Source organism: Lentibacter algarum, assembly GCF_040580765.1.
GTDB lineage: Bacteria > Pseudomonadota > Alphaproteobacteria > Rhodobacterales > Rhodobacteraceae > Lentibacter > Lentibacter algarum.
In genome coordinates this window covers 1,664,921-1,685,415 of record NZ_CP158687.1, presented here as the reverse complement: position 1 = coordinate 1,685,415, position 20,495 = coordinate 1,664,921, and the positions used below count along the sequence as shown (strand labels likewise).

At 57.3% G+C, this 20,495-nt stretch carries 20 protein-coding genes; 9 read left to right on the top strand and 11 right to left on the bottom strand.

Annotated features, from left to right (window positions below):
* The first annotated feature begins 156 nt into the window (after positions 1-156).
* Positions 157-1,491, top strand: coding sequence for a trigger factor (gene tig / locus DSM117340_RS08165; RefSeq protein ID WP_089890595.1), 1,335 nt, complete (start codon positions 157-159; stop codon positions 1,489-1,491).
* A gap of 55 nt (positions 1,492-1,546) precedes the next feature.
* Here the strand turns inward: tig and DSM117340_RS08160 are convergent, their stop codons facing one another.
* The 5 genes from DSM117340_RS08160 to rpsF all read right to left on the bottom strand — a co-directional run bounded on the left by DSM117340_RS08160 (position 1,547) and on the right by rpsF (position 4,604).
* Positions 1,547-1,987: a lytic transglycosylase domain-containing protein gene (locus tag DSM117340_RS08160; RefSeq protein WP_089890598.1), complete on the bottom strand. Its 441-nt coding sequence runs from the start codon at positions 1,985-1,987 to the stop codon at positions 1,547-1,549.
* 152 nt (positions 1,988-2,139) lie between these two features.
* Positions 2,140-3,225 carry a PLP-dependent transferase gene (locus DSM117340_RS08155; RefSeq protein ID WP_089890602.1) on the bottom strand — a complete coding sequence of 362 codons (1,086 nt, stop codon included), beginning with the start codon at positions 3,223-3,225 and terminating at the stop codon, positions 2,140-2,142.
* 142 nt (positions 3,226-3,367) lie between these two features.
* Complete coding sequence (gene rplI / locus DSM117340_RS08150) at positions 3,368-3,997, bottom strand: 50S ribosomal protein L9 (protein WP_089890605.1); 630 nt, start codon at positions 3,995-3,997, stop codon at positions 3,368-3,370.
* A 12-nt stretch (positions 3,998-4,009) separates the two neighbouring features.
* The gene (gene rpsR, locus DSM117340_RS08145; protein ID WP_089890607.1) at positions 4,010-4,237 is read right to left on the bottom strand and encodes a 30S ribosomal protein S18; all 228 of its coding nucleotides are present in this window, start codon (positions 4,235-4,237) and stop codon (positions 4,010-4,012) included.
* A 22-nt stretch (positions 4,238-4,259) separates the two neighbouring features.
* The gene (gene rpsF / locus DSM117340_RS08140) at positions 4,260-4,604 is read right to left on the bottom strand and encodes a 30S ribosomal protein S6 (RefSeq protein WP_089890609.1); all 345 of its coding nucleotides are present in this window, start codon (positions 4,602-4,604) and stop codon (positions 4,260-4,262) included.
* Between the two features lie 318 nt (positions 4,605-4,922).
* Here rpsF and DSM117340_RS08135 point away from each other — a divergent pair, with 318 nt between their 5' ends.
* The 4 genes from DSM117340_RS08135 (at position 4,923) to DSM117340_RS08120 (ending at position 7,737) form a co-directional block, all read left to right on the top strand.
* Positions 4,923-5,456, top strand: coding sequence for a hypothetical protein (locus tag DSM117340_RS08135; RefSeq protein WP_089890611.1), 534 nt, complete (start codon positions 4,923-4,925; stop codon positions 5,454-5,456).
* Positions 5,457-5,568: 112 nt separating this feature from the next.
* Positions 5,569-6,513, top strand: a complete 945-nt coding sequence (fabD, locus tag DSM117340_RS08130) for an ACP S-malonyltransferase (protein ID WP_089891627.1) — start codon at positions 5,569-5,571, stop codon at positions 6,511-6,513.
* A 14-nt stretch (positions 6,514-6,527) separates the two neighbouring features.
* Positions 6,528-7,265 carry a 3-oxoacyl-ACP reductase FabG gene (gene fabG / locus DSM117340_RS08125; protein ID WP_089890614.1) on the top strand — a complete coding sequence of 246 codons (738 nt, stop codon included), beginning with the start codon at positions 6,528-6,530 and terminating at the stop codon, positions 7,263-7,265.
* A gap of 238 nt (positions 7,266-7,503) precedes the next feature.
* The gene (locus tag DSM117340_RS08120; RefSeq protein WP_089890617.1) at positions 7,504-7,737 is read left to right on the top strand and encodes an acyl carrier protein; all 234 of its coding nucleotides are present in this window, start codon (positions 7,504-7,506) and stop codon (positions 7,735-7,737) included.
* Between the two features lie 63 nt (positions 7,738-7,800).
* Here the strand turns inward: DSM117340_RS08120 and DSM117340_RS08115 are convergent, their stop codons facing one another.
* Positions 7,801-8,652 (bottom strand): PilZ domain-containing protein, encoded by an 852-nt coding sequence (locus DSM117340_RS08115; RefSeq protein WP_089890619.1) that lies wholly within the window; start codon positions 8,650-8,652, stop codon positions 7,801-7,803.
* Between the two features lie 238 nt (positions 8,653-8,890).
* Here DSM117340_RS08115 and fabF point away from each other — a divergent pair, with 238 nt between their 5' ends.
* The 3 genes from fabF (at position 8,891) to DSM117340_RS08100 (ending at position 12,184) form a co-directional block, all read left to right on the top strand.
* Complete coding sequence (gene fabF / locus DSM117340_RS08110; RefSeq protein ID WP_089890621.1) at positions 8,891-10,153, top strand: beta-ketoacyl-ACP synthase II; 1,263 nt, start codon at positions 8,891-8,893, stop codon at positions 10,151-10,153.
* A 4-nt stretch (positions 10,154-10,157) separates the two neighbouring features.
* Positions 10,158-11,312 carry an endolytic transglycosylase MltG gene (gene mltG / locus DSM117340_RS08105; RefSeq protein ID WP_089890623.1) on the top strand — a complete coding sequence of 385 codons (1,155 nt, stop codon included), beginning with the start codon at positions 10,158-10,160 and terminating at the stop codon, positions 11,310-11,312.
* 287 nt (positions 11,313-11,599) lie between these two features.
* On the top strand, positions 11,600-12,184 hold the full coding sequence (locus tag DSM117340_RS08100; protein ID WP_089890626.1) for an HNH endonuclease: 585 nt from the start codon (positions 11,600-11,602) through the stop codon (positions 12,182-12,184).
* Here DSM117340_RS08100 and DSM117340_RS08095 read toward each other — a convergent pair.
* The 5 genes from DSM117340_RS08095 to DSM117340_RS08075 all read right to left on the bottom strand — a co-directional run bounded on the left by DSM117340_RS08095 (position 12,157) and on the right by DSM117340_RS08075 (position 16,988).
* A complete protein-coding gene (locus tag DSM117340_RS08095) occupies positions 12,157-13,617 on the bottom strand; it encodes an MFS transporter (protein WP_089890628.1) in 1,461 nt (486 codons plus the stop codon). The genes DSM117340_RS08100 and DSM117340_RS08095 overlap by 28 nt on opposite strands.
* 12 nt (positions 13,618-13,629) lie before the next feature.
* Positions 13,630-14,166: a polymer-forming cytoskeletal protein gene (locus tag DSM117340_RS08090; RefSeq protein ID WP_089890631.1), complete on the bottom strand. Its 537-nt coding sequence runs from the start codon at positions 14,164-14,166 to the stop codon at positions 13,630-13,632.
* Complete coding sequence (locus tag DSM117340_RS08085; protein WP_089890632.1) at positions 14,156-15,487, bottom strand: M23 family metallopeptidase; 1,332 nt, start codon at positions 15,485-15,487, stop codon at positions 14,156-14,158. Before DSM117340_RS08085 ends, DSM117340_RS08090 begins: the two co-directional genes overlap by 11 nt.
* Positions 15,488-15,694: 207 nt before the next feature.
* The gene (locus DSM117340_RS08080; protein ID WP_089891630.1) at positions 15,695-16,501 is read right to left on the bottom strand and encodes a ferritin-like domain-containing protein; all 807 of its coding nucleotides are present in this window, start codon (positions 16,499-16,501) and stop codon (positions 15,695-15,697) included.
* A 22-nt stretch (positions 16,502-16,523) separates the two neighbouring features.
* Positions 16,524-16,988 (bottom strand): peroxiredoxin, encoded by a 465-nt coding sequence (locus DSM117340_RS08075; protein ID WP_089890635.1) that lies wholly within the window; start codon positions 16,986-16,988, stop codon positions 16,524-16,526.
* A gap of 165 nt (positions 16,989-17,153) precedes the next feature.
* Here DSM117340_RS08075 and DSM117340_RS08070 point away from each other — a divergent pair, with 165 nt between their 5' ends.
* Positions 17,154-20,489 (top strand): AsmA-like C-terminal region-containing protein, encoded by a 3,336-nt coding sequence (locus DSM117340_RS08070; RefSeq protein WP_089890637.1) that lies wholly within the window; start codon positions 17,154-17,156, stop codon positions 20,487-20,489.
* The last annotated feature ends 6 nt before the right edge of the window (positions 20,490-20,495 follow it).

The following is a 20,495-nucleotide window of genomic DNA, read 5'->3' as shown; positions in this document are numbered from 1 at the left end:
TGCAACCCAGACAATCTGCATTTTGCTGCCATTGGCCGTGTAAAACTGCGCCAATCCCCCTTGCATCATGGTCGCGCCGCCCATAGAAGGGCGCAGATTTAGCGGATGTGTGAGCACCCGCCCGTGACGCAATGCCGTAATGCAAAGGATGACAAAATGCAGGTCACCGAGACCCTGAACGAAGGCCTCAAGCGCGCCTATACCATCAAACTGACAGCTGCAGAGCTTGATGTGAAAGTGGATGAGAAACTCAAAGAAGCGCAGCCCGACATCGAAATGAAAGGCTTCCGCAAAGGCAAAGTGCCTATGGCGCTGCTCAAAAAGCAGTATGGCGAGCGCATCATGGGCGAAGCGATGCAAGAGAGCATTGACGGCGCGATGCAAGAGCATTTCGAAGCCTCAGGCGACCGCCCTGCGATGCAGCCACAGGTCACGATGGTTGATGGCGAAAACTGGAAAGCTGGCGACGACGTAGAAGTTGCTATGTCCTATGAAGCTCTCCCAGAGATTCCTGACGTTGACCTCAAAGGCATCAAGCTCGAGCGCATGGTTGTTAAAGCTGGCGACGACGAAGTCGATGAAGCTCTGAAGTCTCTCGCAGAAACAGCGCAGAACTTTGAATCACGCAAAAAAGGCTCAAAGTCAAAAGACGGCGACCAAGTTGTAATCGACTTCCTCGGCAAAGTTGACGATGTGGCCTTTGAAGGCGGCGCAGCGGAAGATTACCCGCTCGTGCTCGGCTCAAACAGCTTCATTCCAGGCTTTGAAGAGCAGCTCGTCGGCGTAAAAGCGGGCGATGAGAAGAACGTCGAAGTGAGCTTCCCTGAAGAGTATCAGGCAGAGCACCTTGCTGGCAAAGCCGCGATCTTTGAATGCAAAATCAAAGACGTAAAGGAGCCCAAAGCCGCTGAGCTCAACGACGAGCTGGCACAGAAGTTTGGTGCAGAAGACCTCGCGGGCCTGAAAGGCCAAATCGCCGAGCGCCTGGAAGCCGAATATGCTGGCGCGTCACGCGCTGTTATGAAGCGTGGTCTGCTCGACGCGCTTGATAAGCTCGTGTCCTTTGATCTGCCGCCGTCGCTTCTCGACGCAGAGGCAGGCCAGATCGCGCACCAGCTGTGGCATGACGAAAACCCTGAAGTTGAGGGCCATGATCACCCAGAAATCACGCCGACCGAGGAGCACATCAAGCTCGCTGGCCGCCGTGTCCGTCTGGGCCTGTTGCTCGCTGAGCTGGGTCAGAAAGCCGAAGTTCAGGTGACAGACGCCGAGATGACCCAAGCGATTATGAACCAAGCGCGCCAGTATCCTGGCCAAGAGCGTCAGTTCTTTGAATTCGTTCAGCAAAACCAGCAAATGCAGCAGCAGCTCCGCGCGCCACTTTTTGAAGACAAAGTCATCGACTATGCCTTCGAACTTGCGGCTGTGAGCGAAAAAGAAGTCTCAAAAGACGACTTGCAAAAAGCTGTCGACGCGCTCGACGACGAGTAAGTCAAACTATCTCTGATAGACGAAAGGCCGCTCCATTTGGGGCGGCCTTTTGCATTTAGGCAGGGCGAAGGCCCGTTTCGACAAGCATACCGCGCCGCTTGGCCTCATAATAATAGCCGCGCGCATACCAGCTTATGGCAGTGTCGATGTCTCCGTCCGACAAAAGCCATGCGCCGCGCAGGTACTTTCCAGCGTATTTGAGATTGGTTTCCGCATCGAGCAGGCTTTCGGGTGGACCTCTGTGGCCCATGGTCCGCGCCGTGGCGGGCAAAATCTGCAAGAGCCCATAGTAGGGCCCGTTCCGTGCGGTCGGGGTGTGGGTGCTCTCTCTGATCGCCAATTTATGCAGGAGGGGGCGCGGCAGCTCATATAGATCGGCATACTGGTTGATCAGCGCACGCAATGCCGGCGTCTCGTTGGGATAAAGCGGCAGCGCATCAACATTGGGCTTGAGAGGCTGGAGGGTATCGGCGGGGACATTGCGTCCACATGCCATCAAAACGCCACTCCCTAAGATCAGGACAAGGGCGGCGCGTCGGGTCTGAAACATCGGATAAACCTATCACTAGATACTCATCCGATGTTCTAGGCCCGTTTTGAGGCTTATGGCCAGCCTTGCCCTTCGGCTGCGCGCAAAGCCGCCGAGACTCAGCCGTCTGCCAGTGCCGCTTGCACAGCATCAATCAGCGCCGCCGTTGGCTCTACACCAAAGCTCAGCCGCAAGAAGCCCTCCGGCACGGTGTCGCCCCAGCGTGCGCGCCTGTCTCCAGAGGAGTGCAGGCCGCCAAAACTTGTCATCTTGGCAAAGCCAGCCCGCTCTAGAAAACGGTCCGCCGCGGCGGCGCTGGCGAACGTCGCCCCAATGAGAAAGCCCTGATCCAGCGCTTGTGGGCTCGGATCAGGATAGATCACCTCGCTGACAGCCTCGCTTGCCTGCAACAAAGGAAGGGCGGCGCGCGCATTGGCGCACATGCGTTCAAGGCGCAGCTCAACAGTTTCAAGCCCTCGCAGCAATAGCCAAGCCTCATAAGGTGCGGGGATATTGCCTGTCAGATTGCGCACACTCAGCAGCCGCTCCATATAGGCTGCATCACGGCTCGCCACATGGCCCATCAGCACATCAGTATGGCCCGCCATCGCCTTTGTATCAGACACAATCACAATATCGGCGCCCAAGTCGAGAGGCTGCTGCAAGAGTGGTGTCAGCACCGTGTTGTCCACCACAAGCTTTGCACCCGCCGTACGGCAGCGCTCAGCCAAAGCGCGCAGATCGATCACATCAAGCCCAGGGTTTGAAGGTGTCTCAACCACGACAGCCGCATAGCCTGCGAGATCGGCCGTGAGGATGTTTGCCGCTGGGCATGTCTCTAACACAACGCCAAAGGGCGCCATAATGTCAGAGACAAGGTTGCGCGCCGCGTAGTAGCCGTCTGACAGCATCAAGACCCTGTCACCGCCCTTCAGAAGCGCCATAAAGGCAGCAGAATAAGCGCCCATCCCTGATGGAAACAGCAGGCATGGCGCATCTTCAAGCGCCGCAAGGCGGGCTTCTGTGGCTTCTATCGTAGGGTTTGTGTAGCGCGCATAGGTCCGCCGCGCATCAGGGTTGCTGGGCAGGGCAAATGCCGAAGACAGCACAAGTGGCTCTGGAATAGGATCACCCGCTTCGAGCGTGTCAGTGCGTGCGTGCAACATCGCCAGAAGGCGGGATTCGATCGGAGCGGGAAGGGACATCGGAAAGCCTTATGCAGTGTGTTTCCACGAACTATAGGCTTTGGACAGAGCAGGGCAAGGCCATGTGACGCAGCAAAGCCCCTATGAAAAAAGCCGCACTCGAATGAGCGCGGCTTCTATTCTTTTGTCAGTGAAAAAGCGCTTAGGCTTCGTCGCTGGCCTCGTCTGACTCAGTGGCCTCTGCGCGGGGCGCATCGTCCATGTCGTCGTCATTGGCTGCAGCGCCGATATCGTCAAACAGTTCGGCGATCTCGAATTCGGCTTCAGCTTCTGCTTCAGCGGCGAGTTCTTGGATCGACTTGCCTGACGCTTGCAGCGCGGCTTCTTCTGTTGAGCGGGCCACGTTGATTTCGATTGTAGCGCTGACTTCTGGGTGCAGACGCACAAACATGTTGTGCACGCCCAGATGTTTGATCGGCGCTTCAACAGAAACCTGTTTGCGATCAACTGTGAAACCAGCTTCGGTTGCAGCTTCGGCTGCGTCACGTGGTGTGACTGAGCCGTAAAGTGCGCCCGCATCAGAAGCCTGACGAATCACGATAAACTGCTGACCGTCGAGACGGCTCGCCATATCTTCGGCTTCTTTTTTGGTTTCGAGGTTCTGTGTTTCGAGCTGCGCTTTTTGCGCTTCAAAACCAGCAATGTTGGCAGCCGAAGCTGTCAGCGCTTTCTTCTGTGGCAGAAGATAGTTGCGCGCATAGCCGGCTTTTACGTCAACGACGTCGCCCATTTGGCCAAGCTTGGCCACACGTTCAAGAAGGATAACTTGCATGATCTGTTCTCCTTATTTCACGGCGTAAGGCAGCAGGGCGAGGAAGCGGGCGCGTTTGATGGCACGGGCCAGTTCGCGTTGCTTCTTGGCCGATACGGCTGTGATGCGTGATGGCACGATTTTGCCGCGCTCAGAAATGTAGCGCTGGAGCAGTTTCGTGTCTTTGTAATCGATTTTCGGCGCGGAATCCCCTGAGAAAGGGCAGACTTTGCGACGGCGGAAAAATGGTTTCGTAGCCATGGTTTAGTGTCCTTTCTTAAGGTTAGCGGCGCTCGCGGCGCTCTTCGCGTTTTTGCATTTGAGCCGAAGGGCCTTCTTCGTGGGCATCAACCTTGATGGTCAGGATGCGCATCACGTCATCATGCAGGCGCATGAGGCGTTCCATTTCCTGAACAGCCGTCGCAGGAGCGTCGGTGCGCAGGTAGGCATAATGGCCCTTGCGGTTTTTGTTGATTTTGTAGGCCATCGTTTTAACGCCCCAGTACTCAGTTTCTGAAACTGAGCCACCGTTGTCCGTGAGGACGGCGCTAAAGTGTTCGACAAGGCCTTCGGCTTGCGTGTTGGACAGGTCCTGACGCATAATGAAAACATGCTCATAGAGCGGCATGTGCTTTTCCTTTTCTATGCGCATTTCATAGGAGGGTCATACAAGCCTTCTGCGACCCATCCACGAGAGCTGCGCGGTTCACTTTTATACAGAAGACCAGTGCGCTTACCCCGATTTCCACATAGTCGCAAGCCTCAATCCCGCCAAGCTGGCAAGCATTTCAACCCCGACCGCCTTTGCTGCCGCAATCTCGGCGCAATTCGATGAAAATTGCCCAGATTTTACCTCTTTGGTTACAATCTTTTGCCTGATCCGCAGCGCACACTCCCAAGAAATCAGATGTCACAGCCCAGAATGGGCCGGATCGGGAGACCAAAGATGACAATGCAACGCGCCGTGGCCCAAACTCAATCATTGCCTCACACAATGGCATCCACATTGACCCAAGGGGCGGAGGTGTCGAGCGAGCCTCATGCGTTGCAAGCCCTACCACCACTGCGTTTGTTTCATGTTTTTGCCGGCTCGGTTCTTTTGATCGCAGCCTTGGGGCTTTGGGCCGTGCCAGGCTCGACATGGAACCAAACAGCCCAGCTCATGAAGCTCTTTATGACTGCCACGGCCATTCTTGCAGGCCTTGCCCTCATCGCGCCACTGCGCCGCATCTATCCAGAAGTGACGCTTGATCCGCGCTCTGAATGCCTCGAAGTGATCGAACGCAATGATTTTGGCCGCATTTCAAAAAAAGAAACCTATGCCTATGACGACCTCAGCGAAGTCGATGTGCGTGACGGTATCTTTATCGCCCGCGATCATCAGGGCCGCGCCGTTGTTGAGATCCCACTTGGCGCACAGGTTGAAGCGCTGGATGCACTGCGCGCCGCCCTCGGTCCAAGCTTTGCACGCACCGCCTAAGCCCAATACTTTCACATGTTTTTAAAGGTCAGTGCCGCACGCGCTGGCCTTTTTCGTTGCGGGCGCGCGTCGCTTCGGGCTATTTGCTCTCAACAACAATGAGGGGGGCAACATGAGCCGCGCATTCGTATTTCCAGGGCAAGGTGCCCAAACCATCGGTATGGGCCGCGCTTTGGCCGAAGCCTATCCAGCCGCAAAAGCCGTGTTTGACGAAGTCGACGAAGCCTTGGGCGAAAAGCTGAGCGCGCTGATCTGGGAGGGCGAAATTGAAGCCCTCACGCTCACGCAAAATGCCCAGCCCGCTTTGATGGCGACTTCTCTCGCCGCGCTGCGCGCCCTTGAGGCCGAAGGTGTGAAGATCACGGACGCAAAACTAGTTGCGGGGCATTCTCTCGGTGAATATTCCGCCTTGGCGGCTGCTGGGGCGCTCTCTGTGGCCGATACGGCCCGCCTTCTGCGTATTCGTGGCAAAGCGATGCAAGAGGCCGTGCCAGTCGGCGTCGGGGCAATGGCCGCGCTTCTGGGGCTCGATTTTGCCACAGCGCAAACAGTCGCAGCTGAGGCCGCACAGGGCGATGTCTGCCAAGCCGCAAATGATAATGATCCGAGCCAAGTGGTTGTTTCTGGGCACAAAGCTGCCGTTGAGCGCGCCGTTGAACTTGCCAAAGCGGCAGGCGCTAAGCGCGCGATGCTTCTGCCTGTGAGCGCACCGTTTCACTGCGCCCTGATGGCGCCCGCCGCCGATGTAATGGCCGAAGCACTTGCCAGCGTAGAGATAAACGCGCCGGCCGTGCCGCTTGTGGCCAATGTGAGCGCCGAGGCGCTGTCTGATCCAGTCATGATCCGCGCGCTCTTGGTTGAGCAGGTGACAGGCTCGGTGCGCTGGCGTGAAAGCGTCCTTTACATGGGTGAAACCCAAGGGATCAGCGAAATTTGGGAAATCGGCGCAGGCAAAGCGCTTTCAGGTATGGTGCGCCGCATCAACAAAGACATCGCTTGCCGCAATATCGGCACGCCAGAAGACATTGCCGGCGCGCTTGAGGCGTTGAACGGATAATAAAGGAAAAGCACATGTTTGATCTGACAGGAAAATGCGCACTCGTGACAGGCGCTTCAGGCGGAATCGGCGGAGCCATCGCCACAGCACTCCACGGGGCAGGGGCGACAGTCGCGCTTTCGGGCACACGCGAAGAGCCGCTCAAGGCGCTTGCCGCAGAGCTTGGGGATCGCGCGCATGTGTTGCCCTGCAACCTTTCCGATGCGGAGGCCGTTGATGCCCTCCCCAAACAGGCGATTGAGGCCATGGGGGCGCTTGATATTCTTGTCAACAACGCTGGGATCACCCGAGATCAGCTTTTCATGCGGATGTCTGATGACGAGTGGCAGAGCGTTCTGGACGTCAACCTGACCTCTACTATGCGCCTTTGTCGCGGTGTCATGCGTCCCATGATGAAAGCTCGCTGGGGTCGCATTATCAACATTAGCTCTATCGTCGGCGCCACTGGCAATCCAGGCCAGGCCAACTATGCAGCCTCAAAGGCGGGTATGGTGGGTATGACCAAATCTATCGCCTATGAAGTCGCCAGCCGCGGCATCACAGCCAACGCCATCGCACCTGGTTTTATTGCGACAGCAATGACTGACAAGCTCACCGACGAGCAAAAAGAAAAAATCAACGTGCAAATTCCTGCAGCACGGATGGGCCAGCCCGAAGAGATCGCGGCGGCGGTTCTTTACCTTGCTAGCCCTGAAGCTGCTTATGTGACAGGGGCCACGCTGCACGTGAATGGCGGAATGGCCATGCTTTAATCGGCGATGTCGTTCTTGAGCTTGCAAAGCCAAGAGCGCGCGCTAATTTGGACAAAGCATTTGCCAAAGCCTTGGCGTGTGCTATAGGCCACCGAGATTTCTGGATGTTCGCACACGAGCGAGCTTCTGGGCCCTCCCATGCGGGAGCCGTACCGCCCCTAGGGCAATTCAAACCGCCAGCCCCGTGGGGCATGGGCAAAACCCGGGCCAAAAAGCCCACTGTTATGAGGATAAAGACATGAGCGACGTCGCAGACCGCGTAAAAAAAATCGTTGTTGAGCACCTTGGTGTAGAAGAAGACAAAGTTGTGGAAAACGCATCTTTCATCGACGATCTGGGCGCAGACAGCCTCGATACCGTCGAGCTGGTCATGGCTTTTGAAGAAGAATTCGGGATCGAAATCCCTGATGACGCAGCCGAAACAATCCAGACGTTTGGCGACGCTGTAAAGTTCATCAAAGAAGCAGCATAATCTCGCGGCCCAAGGGCCAGCTTGATCCTGTTAGAACGGCCTGCTGCAAAGCGGGCCGTTTTTTTATGCGGGCACCGCGTTCGGCGCTGTCTGGCCCAGCTCTAGCACTTGCTGGAGCACGGTCTGATCCAACGGGTGGTCAAAGTTCACGCCACAATACTCTGCGTTGCTCCATCTAATTTTACCCGCAATGAAAATATTACCGATGATCACCTGACAGGGTGTGCCCAGCGGACATTGCCAGTCTGAACGCAGCTTCATGCCGTTTTGACTGATATCAAGGCTCTGGGCGGCTTGTGTTCTGTTGTAGGCGCTGAGCTGAACGGCGCGATTACATGGATACCGCTGCTCCCGACGGCGACACTTCTGGATATAGCGTGTGTGCAGCGTCAATGCGCCTGCAATAAAAGCGATCAGCCCGAGCAAAGCGAATGATGTCGCCACGGGGCGGTGAGGGCCAATCGGAAAGTTTGAGCCAACGCCACCTGAAGGCCCCCAGGACGGGTCTTCAGCGCAATCAAGCCCTTGCAAGACCTCTTGCAAGGGGCCGAGCAACGCCCGCATTTTCTTCACTTGCCGTGTTTCAAAAAGCTTTTGGGGGCCATACCGGTTGAAGGATCGTAACATTAGCTTTTGATGTTCGGTGACCCGTAAAATAAGAGCCTCATGCTCTTCATGCCCCGAATCTCTAAGTGCTCTGCGCAGCGAGTCATTTGAGTGTTCGCTGGCGACATTTTGCAAACGCGACGCCATCTCGTCTGCCATTGGCGTATAGGCCTCCTCGACAAAATTCACCGTCGCGATTTGGAAATCGACCAGCCATTGCTCGATTTCGCAAGTCTCTGCTGCAAGACTTGTGGCCCAAAAGACAAGGCCAAGGCAGCTTTGTGAAAAAAGTCTCGTGAGTCTAAGCATTTTCCTGAGGTCTTAAAATACAGCCCAACCTCGCTTAACTTTCCTAACAAGACGTAACTTTAAGCGCCGCGCTTTGGACAATACGTAGCAGTTTTGAACGACTTTGCGCTGACGTTCTCTGCTAGGCAGGCTTTCACCGATACACAGAGCCCATAGCGGCACAGGCAAGCATTCTCTTGCCCCTTGCCCCCAAGCCGCGCTAAGAGCAGGCAACAGATAAGACAAAAGGGGGCACATCATGCGTCGCGTGGTTGTTACAGGACTAGGGCTGGTCACACCTGTTGGGGGTGGCGTCGAGGACAGCTGGAAGAATATTTTGGCAGGCAAGTCAGGGGCAGCGCGGATTACGCAGTTTGATCCAGAGCGTGTCACCACCAAATATGCCTGCGAAGTCAAGCACGGCGACGGCACAGATGGAACCTTCAATGCAGACGATTGGATGGAGCCCAAAGAACGCCGTAAAGTCGATGACTTTATCCTCTACGGGATCGCTGCTGCCGCTCAGGCCGTAAAGGACGCTGACTGGACTCCAGAAGACGAAGAGAGCCGCCTGCGCACAGGCGTGATGATCGGCTCTGGTATTGGTGGGCTCAAATCTATTGAGGCCACAACGCTGCTGATGGCCGAAAAGGGCCCGCGTCGTGTATCGCCGTTCTTTATTCCAGGCGCTTTGATCAACCTGATTTCAGGCCAAGTGGGGATCCGCTATGGCTTCAAAGGGCCAAACCACTCTGTTGTGACAGCCTGCTCGACAGGCGCTCACGCGATTGGCGATGCATCGCGCCTCATCCAGCATGGTGATGCGGATGTGATGGTCGCAGGTGGTGCAGAAGCCGCCATTTGTGAAATCGGCATCGCTGGTTTCAACGCCTGCAAAGCCCTCTCCACTGGTCACGACGAAGACCCAACCAAAGCGTCTCGCCCTTGGGACGCAAACCGCGATGGCTTCGTCATGGGCGAGGGCGCGGGCGTTGTCGTGCTTGAAGAATACGAGCACGCCAAAGCGCGCGGCGCGAAGATCTATGCCGAAGTGGCGGGCTATGGCCTATCAGGCGACGCCTACCACATCACAGCGCCTCCCCCCGATCACGAGGGGGCCGAGCGCGCCATGCGGGCGGCCTGTGCCAATGCCGGCATCAGCCCCACCGAGATTGACTATGTCAACGCCCACGGCACATCGACCATGGCCGACACAATCGAGCTTGGCGCTGTCGAGCGGATGATGGGACCAGAGGCCTCAGCCAAGCTTTCCATGTCGTCAACCAAGTCGATGACAGGGCACTTGCTTGGCGCGGCGGGCGCGATTGAAGCGATTTTCTCAATCCTCGCGATCCGTGATCAGGTTGCCCCGCCCACGATCAACCTTGAGACAGTCGATTGTGAGACCGTGGTAGACCTATGTGCAGGTGAAAAGCGCGAGCGCAAGATCGACATCGCGCTTTCAAACAGCTTCGGTTTTGGCGGCACGAACGCATCGGTTATTTTCCGAAAGGTAGACTAAACCTATGTGGCGTCACATTGCTTCAAATGCTCTGACGATGCTTATCGTCGCGATTTTCTTGCTTGGCGGTCTGATCCTTTGGGGTCAGACCGAGTATAGCGCGGAAGGCCCGCTAGAAGAGCAAATCTGCCTGCGTGTTGAGCGCGGAAGCAATGTCAATCGCGTCAGTAAAACTCTTGAAGATCAAGGTGCTATCACATCAGGTATGCTCCTGCGTGTCGGCATGGATTATGCCGACCTAACGGGTGATCTTAAGGCAGGCAGCTATCTCGTTCCGGCCAAATCGACGATGAAAGACATCGCGGATATCATCACCCGTGGCGGCGCAAGCACCTGCGGCACTGAGATCGTTTATCGCATTGGCGTGACACAGCTTTCCAACCTCGTGCGAGAGCTTGACCCCGCCACAAGCACCTATATCGAAAAGGCCAAGTTCGATCCCGCTGCTGAGGAAGCCCCCGCCGAATATCTTGATGTGCGCGACCGTGCCGATACACGCTTTCGGATCGCCGTCGCCGAGGGCGTGACAAGCTGGCAGATCGTTGAAGGGCTCAAGCGCATTTCGCTTCTTGACGGGGATGTTTCCGAAGTGCCCGCCGAAGGCAGCCTTGCGCCGCAAAGCTATGAAGTCAAAAAAGGCGACAAGCGCGAAGAACTTTTGGCTGAAATGGCCGAGCGACAAGACAGCATTCTGGCTGAGGCCTGGGAAAACCGTGTCGAAGGCCTGCCTGTGAACAGCCCCGAAGAGGCGCTCATCTTGGCCTCTTTGATTGAAAAAGAAACAGGCGTCGCTGAAGAGCGCAGACAAGTCGCGAGCGTTTTTGTGAACCGTCTGCGCCTTGGAATGAAGCTCCAAACTGACCCCGCCGTGATCTACGGGATCACATTGGGGCAGGGTGTTCTGGGGCGCGGATTGCGCCGCTCCGAGCTGCGCGCAGCGACCCCTTACAACACATATGTCATCGACGCGCTGACGCCAACGCCGATCGCCAACCCTGGCCGCGCGAGCATTGAAGCCGCACTTGATCCTGACAGCACCGACTACATTTTCTTTGTTGCGGATGGCACAGGCGGTCACGCTTTTGCTGTGACGCTGGCTGAGCACAACGCCAATGTTGCCCGCTGGCGCCAGATCGAAGCAGAGCGCGCCGCCGACTGAGGCGGGGCGATTCTTTTGCTGCGGGCTCTTGGTTGACCAGCCTCTGATTTTTGAACAGCTCTGTCGCACCGTTGAGGGCTTGCCATGAGAGTCTGATAAAATACTGCCTTATCAAGCTCTTAAAGTCTGAGCACTGTGTCACATCTCTGTCAAACTGCTCTGTTTAGCTTTGCACATAAGGGTAAGCGTCAAGACGCTTGCCCGATGCTTGCCACGATATATAGTGGTTCACATAAGCGGGTGTGCCACATCTGGCCAAGCCTGCGAGCGGAGCAGAGATACGGCATATGGACGGTACGTTTAGGACAGACTTTCAGCGCAACCCGGCAAGCCTCAAACAGCATCCTGCATTGGTGCTCAACGCCGACTATAGACCCCTCAGTTATTACCCGCTGTCGCTTTGGCCTTGGCAAGAAGCCGTCAAAGCGGCGTGGTTGGATCGGGTGGATATCATCGCAGAATATGACGAGGTGGTGCGCAGCCCCTCGACGGTGATCAGGATCCCATCTGTCGTTGTCCTCAAAGATTATGTCAAACCTCAAAAGCGCGTGGCCTTCACGCGCTTTAATTTGTTTTTGAGGGATGAATTTTGCTGCCAATACTGCGGAGCAAAAGGTGACCTCACCTTTGACCATGTGGTTCCACGCGCCGCAGGTGGTGTGACAAGCTGGCAAAATGTGGTGGCCGCCTGTAGCCCCTGCAACCTCAAGAAAGGCTCAAAAAGCCTGCGCCAGTGCGGGCTTCATCTGCGCAAGCCGCCGCGGCCGCCCGCCGCTGAAGAGCTTCGGAATATGGGGCGCAAATTTCCACCCAATCATTTGCACGACAGCTGGATGGACTTCCTCTACTGGGATGCTGAACTCGACGCTTGAGCGCCCATTCCCAACCAGACAATAACCGCGCCCAAAGTCGCAAAAAAGGCCGCACCATAAGCCACGAACTGAAAGCCTATGATCATGGCAGCGCCGTGAGTCACATCTGTTGAAAAGGCCCCAAAGCTGTCTTGGCCACCTGCCGCGAGATAGCCCGCCTGTGCGATCATTCCAAGGCTCGCAACGCCCATCAGCCCTGCGACCCGCGCTGCCGCATTGTTCACGCCAGAGGCCGTGCCTGCGCTCTCGTCTGGCACCGAATTGACCACAGCAGTGGTCAACGGGGCAACAGCCATGCCCAGTCCAAGTCCGATCAGTGAGGTTGCTGGAAGAATGCCAAGCCAGAAGGCCCCTGTGGTCACCCCAAAGCTCAGCCCGATAAAGCCAGAGGCCACAACAAGTGCGCCCGCCGCAATGAGAGGCCTTGGGCCGATGCGGTCGGCCAGCCGCCCCATGCGCGGCGACAGCACAGCAATAAATATCGCCATTGGCGTAAAGCTCAGCGCTGTCAGCAAGGCGGCTTGCCCCCATCCCGCAATCAGCGTCATCGGCAGATAAAACAGAACGCCCTGAAACCCCATCCACATCAAAAGCGTGGCAAGGTTCACAGCCGAAAAATCACGCAATTTGAAAAGCTTGATATCAATCATCGGGGCAGGGCAGTGGGCTTCGTGCCAGACAAAAACGCAAAGCACTGCAAGCCCTGTGAGCCCGTAGAGTGGCTCTGCCTGTGTGAAGGAAAAGGCGATGAAAAAGAACGCGAGCGAAGCCAGTCCGCCCCCCCAAATGTCAATCTGAGTAGATCGGTTTGTGCGCGTGTCGCGTGTGTTGGCCACAATGAGCCATATCGCGAGCGCCCCTAGCGGGAGGTTGATCGCAAAGATAAAGCGCCAAGCCTCAGGTCCGCCGTAGCTGAGAAATGCGCCGCCCAAAAGTGGCCCAAGCGCCGTGGTAAGAGACGAGCTTGCCGCCCAAAGCCCGATAGCGCCGCCACGCTCGTCGCGGGGGTAAGCACGGGTGATGGCCGCGAGAGAGCCAGGTACCATGACCGCGGCCCCAAGTCCTTGCAGCACACGTGCTGCGATCATCTGCTCAGGCGTTTGTGCCAGCGCGCAGAGGAGTGACGCCGCCACAAATGCTGCGATCCCACTTGCAAAGCTGCGCCCAAGGCCAAGCTTGTCGCCGAGCGCGCCACCCGCAAGCACAAAGGCGCTGAGCATGAGCATATAGCCGTTGTAGATCCATTGCGCCTCTGCAAGCCCCGCGCCGAGGCTCTCGCGCATGGCAGGCAGGGCGATCGCCAAGACAGACCCGTCAATAAAGCCAAGCGCCGACGCAAGAATAGCTGCGATCAAAACAAGACGGCGTTTTTCCGGCGCCACAAAGGAAACGGGCACTGCAGTCTCCTGCAATGCCCGTGTCAAATCAGTCATGCCAACAAGCGCTTATGACGCTGGGTCTTTGGGGGCTGCTGCGGCGGCTGCGGCTGACGCAGCGCTGCCTTTAGCGCCTGAGTTGAGCGGATCGTCTTGGCGCTGAACAGAGCCTTCAAAATGCGCACCGCTCTCAATGGCGATGGTCTTATGAATGATATCGCCTTCAACACGGGCTGTTGAGGTGAGGCGGACCTTGAGGCCGCGCACACGGCCAACAACGCGGCCATTCACGACCACATCATCCGCGATCACTTCGCCCTTAACAGTTGCGCCTTCGCCCACTGTCAGAAGATGCGCGCGGATGTCGCCCTCAATTGTGCCTTCAATCTGAATATCGCCAGTTGTGCGCAGGTTGCCTGTCACATGCAGGTCTGATGACAATACCGAGGCTGGCGGCTTGGCTTTAGGGGCTGACGCCTTGAACTCGCTGCCGCCGGGCATGGCTGGCTTGCTTGGGGCCGCAGGGGCTCCCTTGTCAGCGCCAGAAGCAGGTGTTGTGCTATCGGCCTTCGGGCCAGGTTCGTTGATTTTGCTTTTAGAAAACATCGTTAGCTGCCTTGATATAGATCATTGGGTTCACGGCTTGTCCGCCCACACGTACTTCATAGTGCAGATGGGGGCCAGTCACTCGTCCAGATGCTCCCATATCACCAATTCGTTGTCCACGCGATACCCTTTGTCCAACTTTAACCCGAATTTGGTTTTGGTGGGCGTAGCGTGTTTCGATGCCGAACTCGTGTCGGATCTTCACAAGGCGGCCATATCCAGAGCTCCAGCCTGCATGCGTAACGATCCCGTCAGCCGTCGCATAAAGGGGTGTCCCCACTGGTCCCGCAAAATCAACACCGTTGTGCATGCGGCGTCCGCCCGTCTTGGGGTCGCGGCGGTAGCCGTAGGGCGATGTAAAGCGATAGCCCGCTTTGACTGGGTTGGCGAAGGGCGCTTTTGAGGCGGCAAGACGGTAAAGATTGAGACGATCCAGTTCGCGGATAATGCGGTTGGCGCGGCGCTCGGCAGAGGAAGGCTCTTCACCCCGTGTCGAAAAAGACAACGGCGTCAATGCTCCGCCTTGTCCGTCATACCCCCGGCGCACCTGCTTCAAAAGGCTGTCTGTGTTCATTCCAGCGGCGCGGAACATGCGGTCCAGCGGCTTCACAGAAACAGTCATGGCTTCTTCAAGCTGGCGGAAAATCTGGTCGTTCTGGTCTTTCATAAGCGCAATGCGCTCTTCCATTTCAGCGGCTTGGTTGAGCGCAAATTGTGCATCAGCAACCACTTTATCACGCTCTGCCGCTGTTTCGGCGAGAGCCTGTGTGATCAGGCCAAGCGCGTTGCTGTTGGAATTGATTCCCGCGACCTGCACAGCTCCGCCATTCTCTTGCGCCTGGGCAATTGCGGCGAGCTGATCACGCGCATCGTCACGCTCATTCATCGCCGAACGCAGGGTATTCTGAATAATTTCAATCCCTGTTTCCATTTCACGACGGCGCGTTTCAGAGGCCAGAAGCTCTGATTGCATCAGGGAAATTTGCTGCAAAGCGCTGTTGAAACGTTCTTGAGCCGCGAGGGCCTCTTCGGCGCGGGTATCACGCTGCACAGAGATAAAGTTCAACCGGCTCTGGTAGGTCTGCTGGTCACGCTTGGCTTGTTCGCGAAAGTTGCCCGCGCCGATGCTGTCCATCAACAAGATCGCTGTCGCAATGATCGACCACGCCACAACCAAAGCCGCACCAGAGAAGGCGAAGAGCTGCACCAGAGGCCGCAGGCGGATAAAGCGTGTGTCTTTGTCTGATCTCAGAAAAACACGACGTTCTGGAAAATAGCGCTCCAAAAACGAGTCGATACGGATAGCAAGCTGTGTGCGCAACGATGAGTTCCTTGGCCGTTTCATATCAAGTGGCGACGGACCATGAGAGTGTGGCATCGTCGCAGCATGACGGCCCATCCCCAGATTGCCATCTCAAAAGGGATTAACGCCCTGTTCCCAAGGGCGCAAGTTTTTTGGCCGCTTTGGGGCGCATCATATTGGAAACATGATATTTACGGCGAAATCTCGCCGATACTGCGCTGCACTTTAGCGTTTAGCCACGGGTGTCTCATCGGCCAGTGGCCAATAAAAATCAGGCGGTATCCCCGCTTCAGCGCGCTTTTCTTCGTTGAACGGGGGCTTCAGCTGGCTGTGAAAGTAATGCCGCACAAGGCGATGAAACTCGGGCTTCGGGTCAATCCCGTCGCGCCCGCAGAGGAAGTGAAACCACTTTGATCCATAGGCGACATGGCCGACTTCCTCACCGTAAATGATCTGCAGCGCCTCCACAGCGTCATCAAGTCCCGCCTTGCGAAAAATCTCAATCATTCCTGGCGTGACATCAAGGCCGCGCGCTTCCAGCACCATCGGCACGACAGCCAGGCGTCCCATGATATCCTCTGCCGTGTCTTCCGCTGCACGCCACATGCCCGCATGGGCAGGCAAGGCCCCATAATAGCTGCCCAGAGCTTCAAGGCAGTCACTTACGAGATTGAAATGCTTCGCTTCTTCGTCGCCGGCTCTGACCCAGTCGTCATAGTAGCCCAGCGGAAAGGGCACATGCGAAAACCGCGCAATAATATCCCAATGCAGATCAACCGCGTTGAGTTCGATATGCGCAACCGCATGCAAAAGCGCGATGCGGCCTTTTTCGGAGCCGGGTTTTCGACGTGGTACATCGCGCGGGCTGAGCAGCTCTGGTGCCTCGGGGCGAGCAGGGTGCATCGGCGGGCTGGCGGTCCCGATTTCAAGGGGGGTGCCCGCGTCGCGCGCCGCAAACCATGTCGCCGCGTGCTGGCGTGCGAGCGCGGTTTTCGCGCGCCCGTCAGCCGTGTTAAGCACCTCGACCGCCATTTCCGCGAGCGTTTGTGTCACCTCAAAGCGCCTTCACAGCGGCCAGCACATCTTCCACATGCCCAGGCACCTTCACTTTGCGCCACGCGCGCACAACGGTTCCCGCGCCATCAATCAGAAAGGTCGAGCGCTCGACGCCCATGAAGCTTTTTCCGTACATCTTCTTTTCTTTCCAAACGTCGAGATCCTCACATAGGCTGCCGTGCTCGTCGGACAGCAGCGGAACGGTAAGATCCTGTTTGGCGCGAAACTTGCCGTGGCTCTCAAGACTGTCTTTGGAAACGCCAAAGACCCGCGCGCCTGCCGCTTCAAAGGCGCTCATATCCGCGGAAAAGCCCTTGGCTTCCGTCGTACAGCCTGGGGTGTTGTCGCGCGGATAGAAAAACAAAACAAAAGCTTGGCCCTTCAATCCAGCAAGACTCACTGTCTCGCCCGTATCGCTTGGGAGGCTGAAGTCTGGGGCAGGAAATTGCGTATCTTGGGTCATCTTGGCTTTACCTCTACCGTCTCGTGGGGTTTCATATTATCGCAAGCGCATGCGCGCAACGTCAAAGCCCGCGTGCACTGTATATCTGTTACGCCCCAAGCGGCCAAACCGATGAGATAAAACCGCCGGCGCACGTCCGGCCATGAACTGGCCTGAAAGCGGAGAATGACCACAGAGCCTGACAGCCCAACGCCAGACAGCCCCGAGGCTGCCGCGCCGCCTAAAAAGCGGCGCAGTGTGCGGCGGCGCGCGGCAGTGGGCCTGCTTAGCCTTGCTCTGTTGGCGCTATTGCTGGTGGCGGGCGTCATAGGGCTACTTGCCTTGCGCAGTGAGCCACTTGTTGTGCCCGAGTGGGCCGCCACGCGTCTGAGTGCTCAGATCAATCGCGATATAGCGCCTTATTCTGCGCGCCTTGGCGCAGCGGCTATCGTGCTTGAAGAGGGGTGGGCACCGCGCGTTCTTTTGAGCGATACAGAGCTGCTCGATGGCGCTGGTGCTCGGATTGTCTCCTTTGACAGCCTGTCTCTCGGGATCGCCCTGCAGCCTTTGGTCGAGGGCGCGATCCGCCCAACAGACTTGCGCCTCTCGGGGACGCGCCTTGGCCTGCGACGAGACACACAAGGGGCGTTTTGGCTCAGCTTTGGCGAAGAGCTCAACACAGCCAGTGACGGGGCCGGAGAGGAGGGCGCAGGCTTTGGCCAGATCATGGCGCAGGTCGATGACCTGCTCGCGCGCGAGGCCTTTGCTTTCTTTGAACGGCTGGACATCTTTGACGTGACCCTGCGCTATGAAGACGAGCGCGCCCGCCGCAACTGGACGGTTGATGGCGGGCGACTTGAACTTTTACACACATTGGGCGAATTGCGCGCGCGCGCTGATTTTGCACTGCTCACAGGTGGTGCCTCAGCGGCTGGAGTGGAGCTTAGCTTTGAGCGCAAAGCAGGCGCAGATCAGGCCTTTGTTGGCTTGAATTTGACTGATTTTCCCGCCCGTGATTTGGCCACCCAAGCGGCAGCGCTGTCGTGGCTTGAGGCCCTTCGCGCACCTATTTCTGGAGCCTTGCGGCTGTCCATGAACAGCGAGGGCGCACTTGGCCCGCTCAGTGCCACATTGCAAATCGCAGAAGGCGCTCTCCAGCCCAATGACGCAGCAACGCCGATTCCGTTCCGCTCTGCACGCACCTATCTGACCTATGACCCAGTGACCAATATGGTCCTCTTTGACGAGATCAACCTGCAAAGCGAATGGGTCACCCTGCGCGCCGAGGGCAAGCTTGGCCTTGTCATGGACGAAGGTGGGTGGCCCGAAGCTTTCATCGGTCAGTTGCGCCTTGCAGGTATTTCGGCCAATCCGTCCGAGCTGCTGCCAGAGCCTGTAACCTTTGAGAGCGGCTTTGCTGATCTGCGCCTCAGTCTTGATCCGTTTCGGGTTGAATTGGGTCAGTTGGGCCTCAAGGATGGCGAAACCGCGTATCATATTGAAGGCAGCTTTGAAGCGCTCGAAAAAGGATGGAGCTATCAAGTTCAGGCCGCCGCCGAGGCGCTGGATCTGGCGCAGGTGCTGGCTGTATGGCCCGAAAAGGCAGGCGAAAAGACGCGCGAGTGGGTCTCAGCGAATGTGTTGGAAGGTCATATAAACGAGGCTCAGTTTGCCCTGCGCGCAGGGCCAGATGTTAAGGCCGAGCCACTTGTCTCCTTCGGGTTTGAGCGTGTCAAACTCCGCTTTCTGCCTGATATGCCCTTGATCGAGAACATGTCAGGGCAGGCCAGCCTGCTGCGCAAACGTTTTGCCGCGCGCGCCAACAGCGGGACAGTCACCGCCCCAGAAGGCGGACGGCTCAATGTGACAGGCACAGAGTTCATTATTCCGCGTACGCTCCCAGCACCTGCAAAAGCTGTGGTAAACCTGCGCGCAGAGGGTCAGATTACGGCCGTTCTGAGCCTGATCAATCAAGAGCCGATCAATGCGCTACGCAGTACAAATCTCCCTGTCACGCTCGCCGATGGGCGTGCCGCAGTTTCAGGTTCCATCGGCTGGACCATGCAGAAAAACCCACCGCCCGGCGCACTCACTTATGACATTACGGCGTCGCTCGCAGATGTGCGCAGTGAGGTCATTGTCCCGGGCCGTGTGCTCGCCAGCCCCAAGCTTGATGTCCGCGTGACCCCGAAAGAGCTTCTGATCTCAGGGGCAGGGCGGCTGGATACCATTCCCGTCTCGGGGCGTTTTCAAGCACCGCTCGGCGCGGATGCCGCAGCTGCCACGGTTGACGGTACGATTGAGATATCGCCCGAGTTCGTCCGTGCCTTCCGTCTTGGCTTGCCAGCGGGCAGCGTCTCTGGGCGAAGCATGGCCAACATCGCCCTCACGCTTCCCAAAGGGCAGGGGCCGAGCTTCTCGCTTTCTTCCAATCTCGCGGGGCTTGGTCTTGCCATCCCCCAAATCGGCTGGAGCCACGGCCAAGATAGTAAAGGTCGTCTCGAGGTTTCTGGTCGCCTTGGCGCGGATATGAAAGTGGATGCTATCAGGCTTGAAGCGTCAGGGCTCAAGGCCAGCGGAAGCGTCGTGCTTGAAGAGGGTGCATTCCAGAATGCCAGCTTCGAGCGGGTCACCATCGGAAACTGGCTCAATGTTCCGCTTAAGATTGTCGCCCGCGGCCAAGGCCGCGCCCCTCGTATCGAGATCAGCGGTGGACGGCTGGACCTGAGCCAAACCACCCTTGGAACAGGCGGCTCCGCAGGCGGCGCGAGCGCGGCAGACAGCCCCCCGATCGGCGCACGCCTTGATGAGCTGGTGATCTCCTCTGGAATCTCCTTGCGCAGCTTTCGTGGTGAATTCTCCACATCCAAAGGCTTTGAAGGCAATTTCTCAGGCAGCGTAAACGGTCAAGCGCTCGTCGAAGGGCGCGTTGTGCCTCAAGGCTCTCGTAGCGCCTTCCGTCTGCGCTCTGAGGATGGCGGACAGGTGCTCAAGGCGGCAGGCCTTCTGAAAAACGCCTCTGGTGGCATGTTTGACCTCACAATGGCGCCTGCGTCCGCCAAGGGCAGCTACAACGGCGTGCTCTCTATGACAGGCGTGCGCCTCAAAGATGCTCCGGCGATGGCCGAACTTCTAAATGCCGCCAGCGTGGTCGGACTGCTCGAGCAACTTGGCGGGCAGGGCATTCTTTTCAATGAGGTTGAATCAAGCTTTCAGCTCACCCCGCGCCGCGTGGTGGTGAGCAAAGCCAGCGCCGTAGGCACATCCATGGGCATCTCGATGGATGGCTATTACGATCTAGCCTCTGGCGCGATGGATATGCAAGGTGTTGTCTCGCCCTTCTTCATTGTGAATGGCATCGGCGCTATTTTCACCCGCAAAGGCGAAGGCCTTGTTGGCTTTAATTATAATCTGCGCGGCACATCCTCTGACCCGAATGTGCAGGTCAATCCGCTTTCGATCTTTACGCCCGGCATGTTCCGCGAGATATTCCGCCGCCCACCGCCCGAGATAAAGCGATAAAAATCT

Excerpts from the sequence above, each read along its gene's own strand:
- tig (WP_089890595.1), top strand. The coding sequence starts at position 157 with ATGCAGGTCACCGAGACCCTGAACGAAGGCCTCAAGCGCGCCTATACC.
- DSM117340_RS08160 (WP_089890598.1), bottom strand. The coding sequence starts at position 1,987 with ATGGCATGTGGACGCAATGTCCCCGCCGATACCCTCCAGCCTCTCAAG.
- DSM117340_RS08155 (WP_089890602.1), bottom strand. The coding sequence starts at position 3,225 with ATGTCCCTTCCCGCTCCGATCGAATCCCGCCTTCTGGCGATGTTGCAC.
- rplI (WP_089890605.1), bottom strand. The coding sequence starts at position 3,997 with ATGCAAGTTATCCTTCTTGAACGTGTGGCCAAGCTTGGCCAAATGGGC.
- rpsR (WP_089890607.1), bottom strand. The coding sequence starts at position 4,237 with ATGGCTACGAAACCATTTTTCCGCCGTCGCAAAGTCTGCCCTTTCTCA.
- rpsF (WP_089890609.1), bottom strand. The coding sequence starts at position 4,604 with ATGCCGCTCTATGAGCATGTTTTCATTATGCGTCAGGACCTGTCCAAC.
- DSM117340_RS08135 (WP_089890611.1), top strand. The coding sequence starts at position 4,923 with ATGACAATGCAACGCGCCGTGGCCCAAACTCAATCATTGCCTCACACA.
- fabD (WP_089891627.1), top strand. The coding sequence starts at position 5,569 with ATGAGCCGCGCATTCGTATTTCCAGGGCAAGGTGCCCAAACCATCGGT.
- fabG (WP_089890614.1), top strand. The coding sequence starts at position 6,528 with ATGTTTGATCTGACAGGAAAATGCGCACTCGTGACAGGCGCTTCAGGC.
- DSM117340_RS08120 (WP_089890617.1), top strand. The coding sequence starts at position 7,504 with ATGAGCGACGTCGCAGACCGCGTAAAAAAAATCGTTGTTGAGCACCTT.
- DSM117340_RS08115 (WP_089890619.1), bottom strand. The coding sequence starts at position 8,652 with ATGCTTAGACTCACGAGACTTTTTTCACAAAGCTGCCTTGGCCTTGTC.
- fabF (WP_089890621.1), top strand. The coding sequence starts at position 8,891 with ATGCGTCGCGTGGTTGTTACAGGACTAGGGCTGGTCACACCTGTTGGG.
- mltG (WP_089890623.1), top strand. The coding sequence starts at position 10,158 with ATGTGGCGTCACATTGCTTCAAATGCTCTGACGATGCTTATCGTCGCG.
- DSM117340_RS08100 (WP_089890626.1), top strand. The coding sequence starts at position 11,600 with ATGGACGGTACGTTTAGGACAGACTTTCAGCGCAACCCGGCAAGCCTC.
- DSM117340_RS08095 (WP_089890628.1), bottom strand. The coding sequence starts at position 13,617 with ATGACTGATTTGACACGGGCATTGCAGGAGACTGCAGTGCCCGTTTCC.
- DSM117340_RS08090 (WP_089890631.1), bottom strand. The coding sequence starts at position 14,166 with ATGTTTTCTAAAAGCAAAATCAACGAACCTGGCCCGAAGGCCGATAGC.
- DSM117340_RS08080 (WP_089891630.1), bottom strand. The coding sequence starts at position 16,501 with ATGGCGGTCGAGGTGCTTAACACGGCTGACGGGCGCGCGAAAACCGCG.
- DSM117340_RS08075 (WP_089890635.1), bottom strand. The coding sequence starts at position 16,988 with ATGACCCAAGATACGCAATTTCCTGCCCCAGACTTCAGCCTCCCAAGC.
- DSM117340_RS08070 (WP_089890637.1), top strand. The coding sequence starts at position 17,154 with ATGACCACAGAGCCTGACAGCCCAACGCCAGACAGCCCCGAGGCTGCC.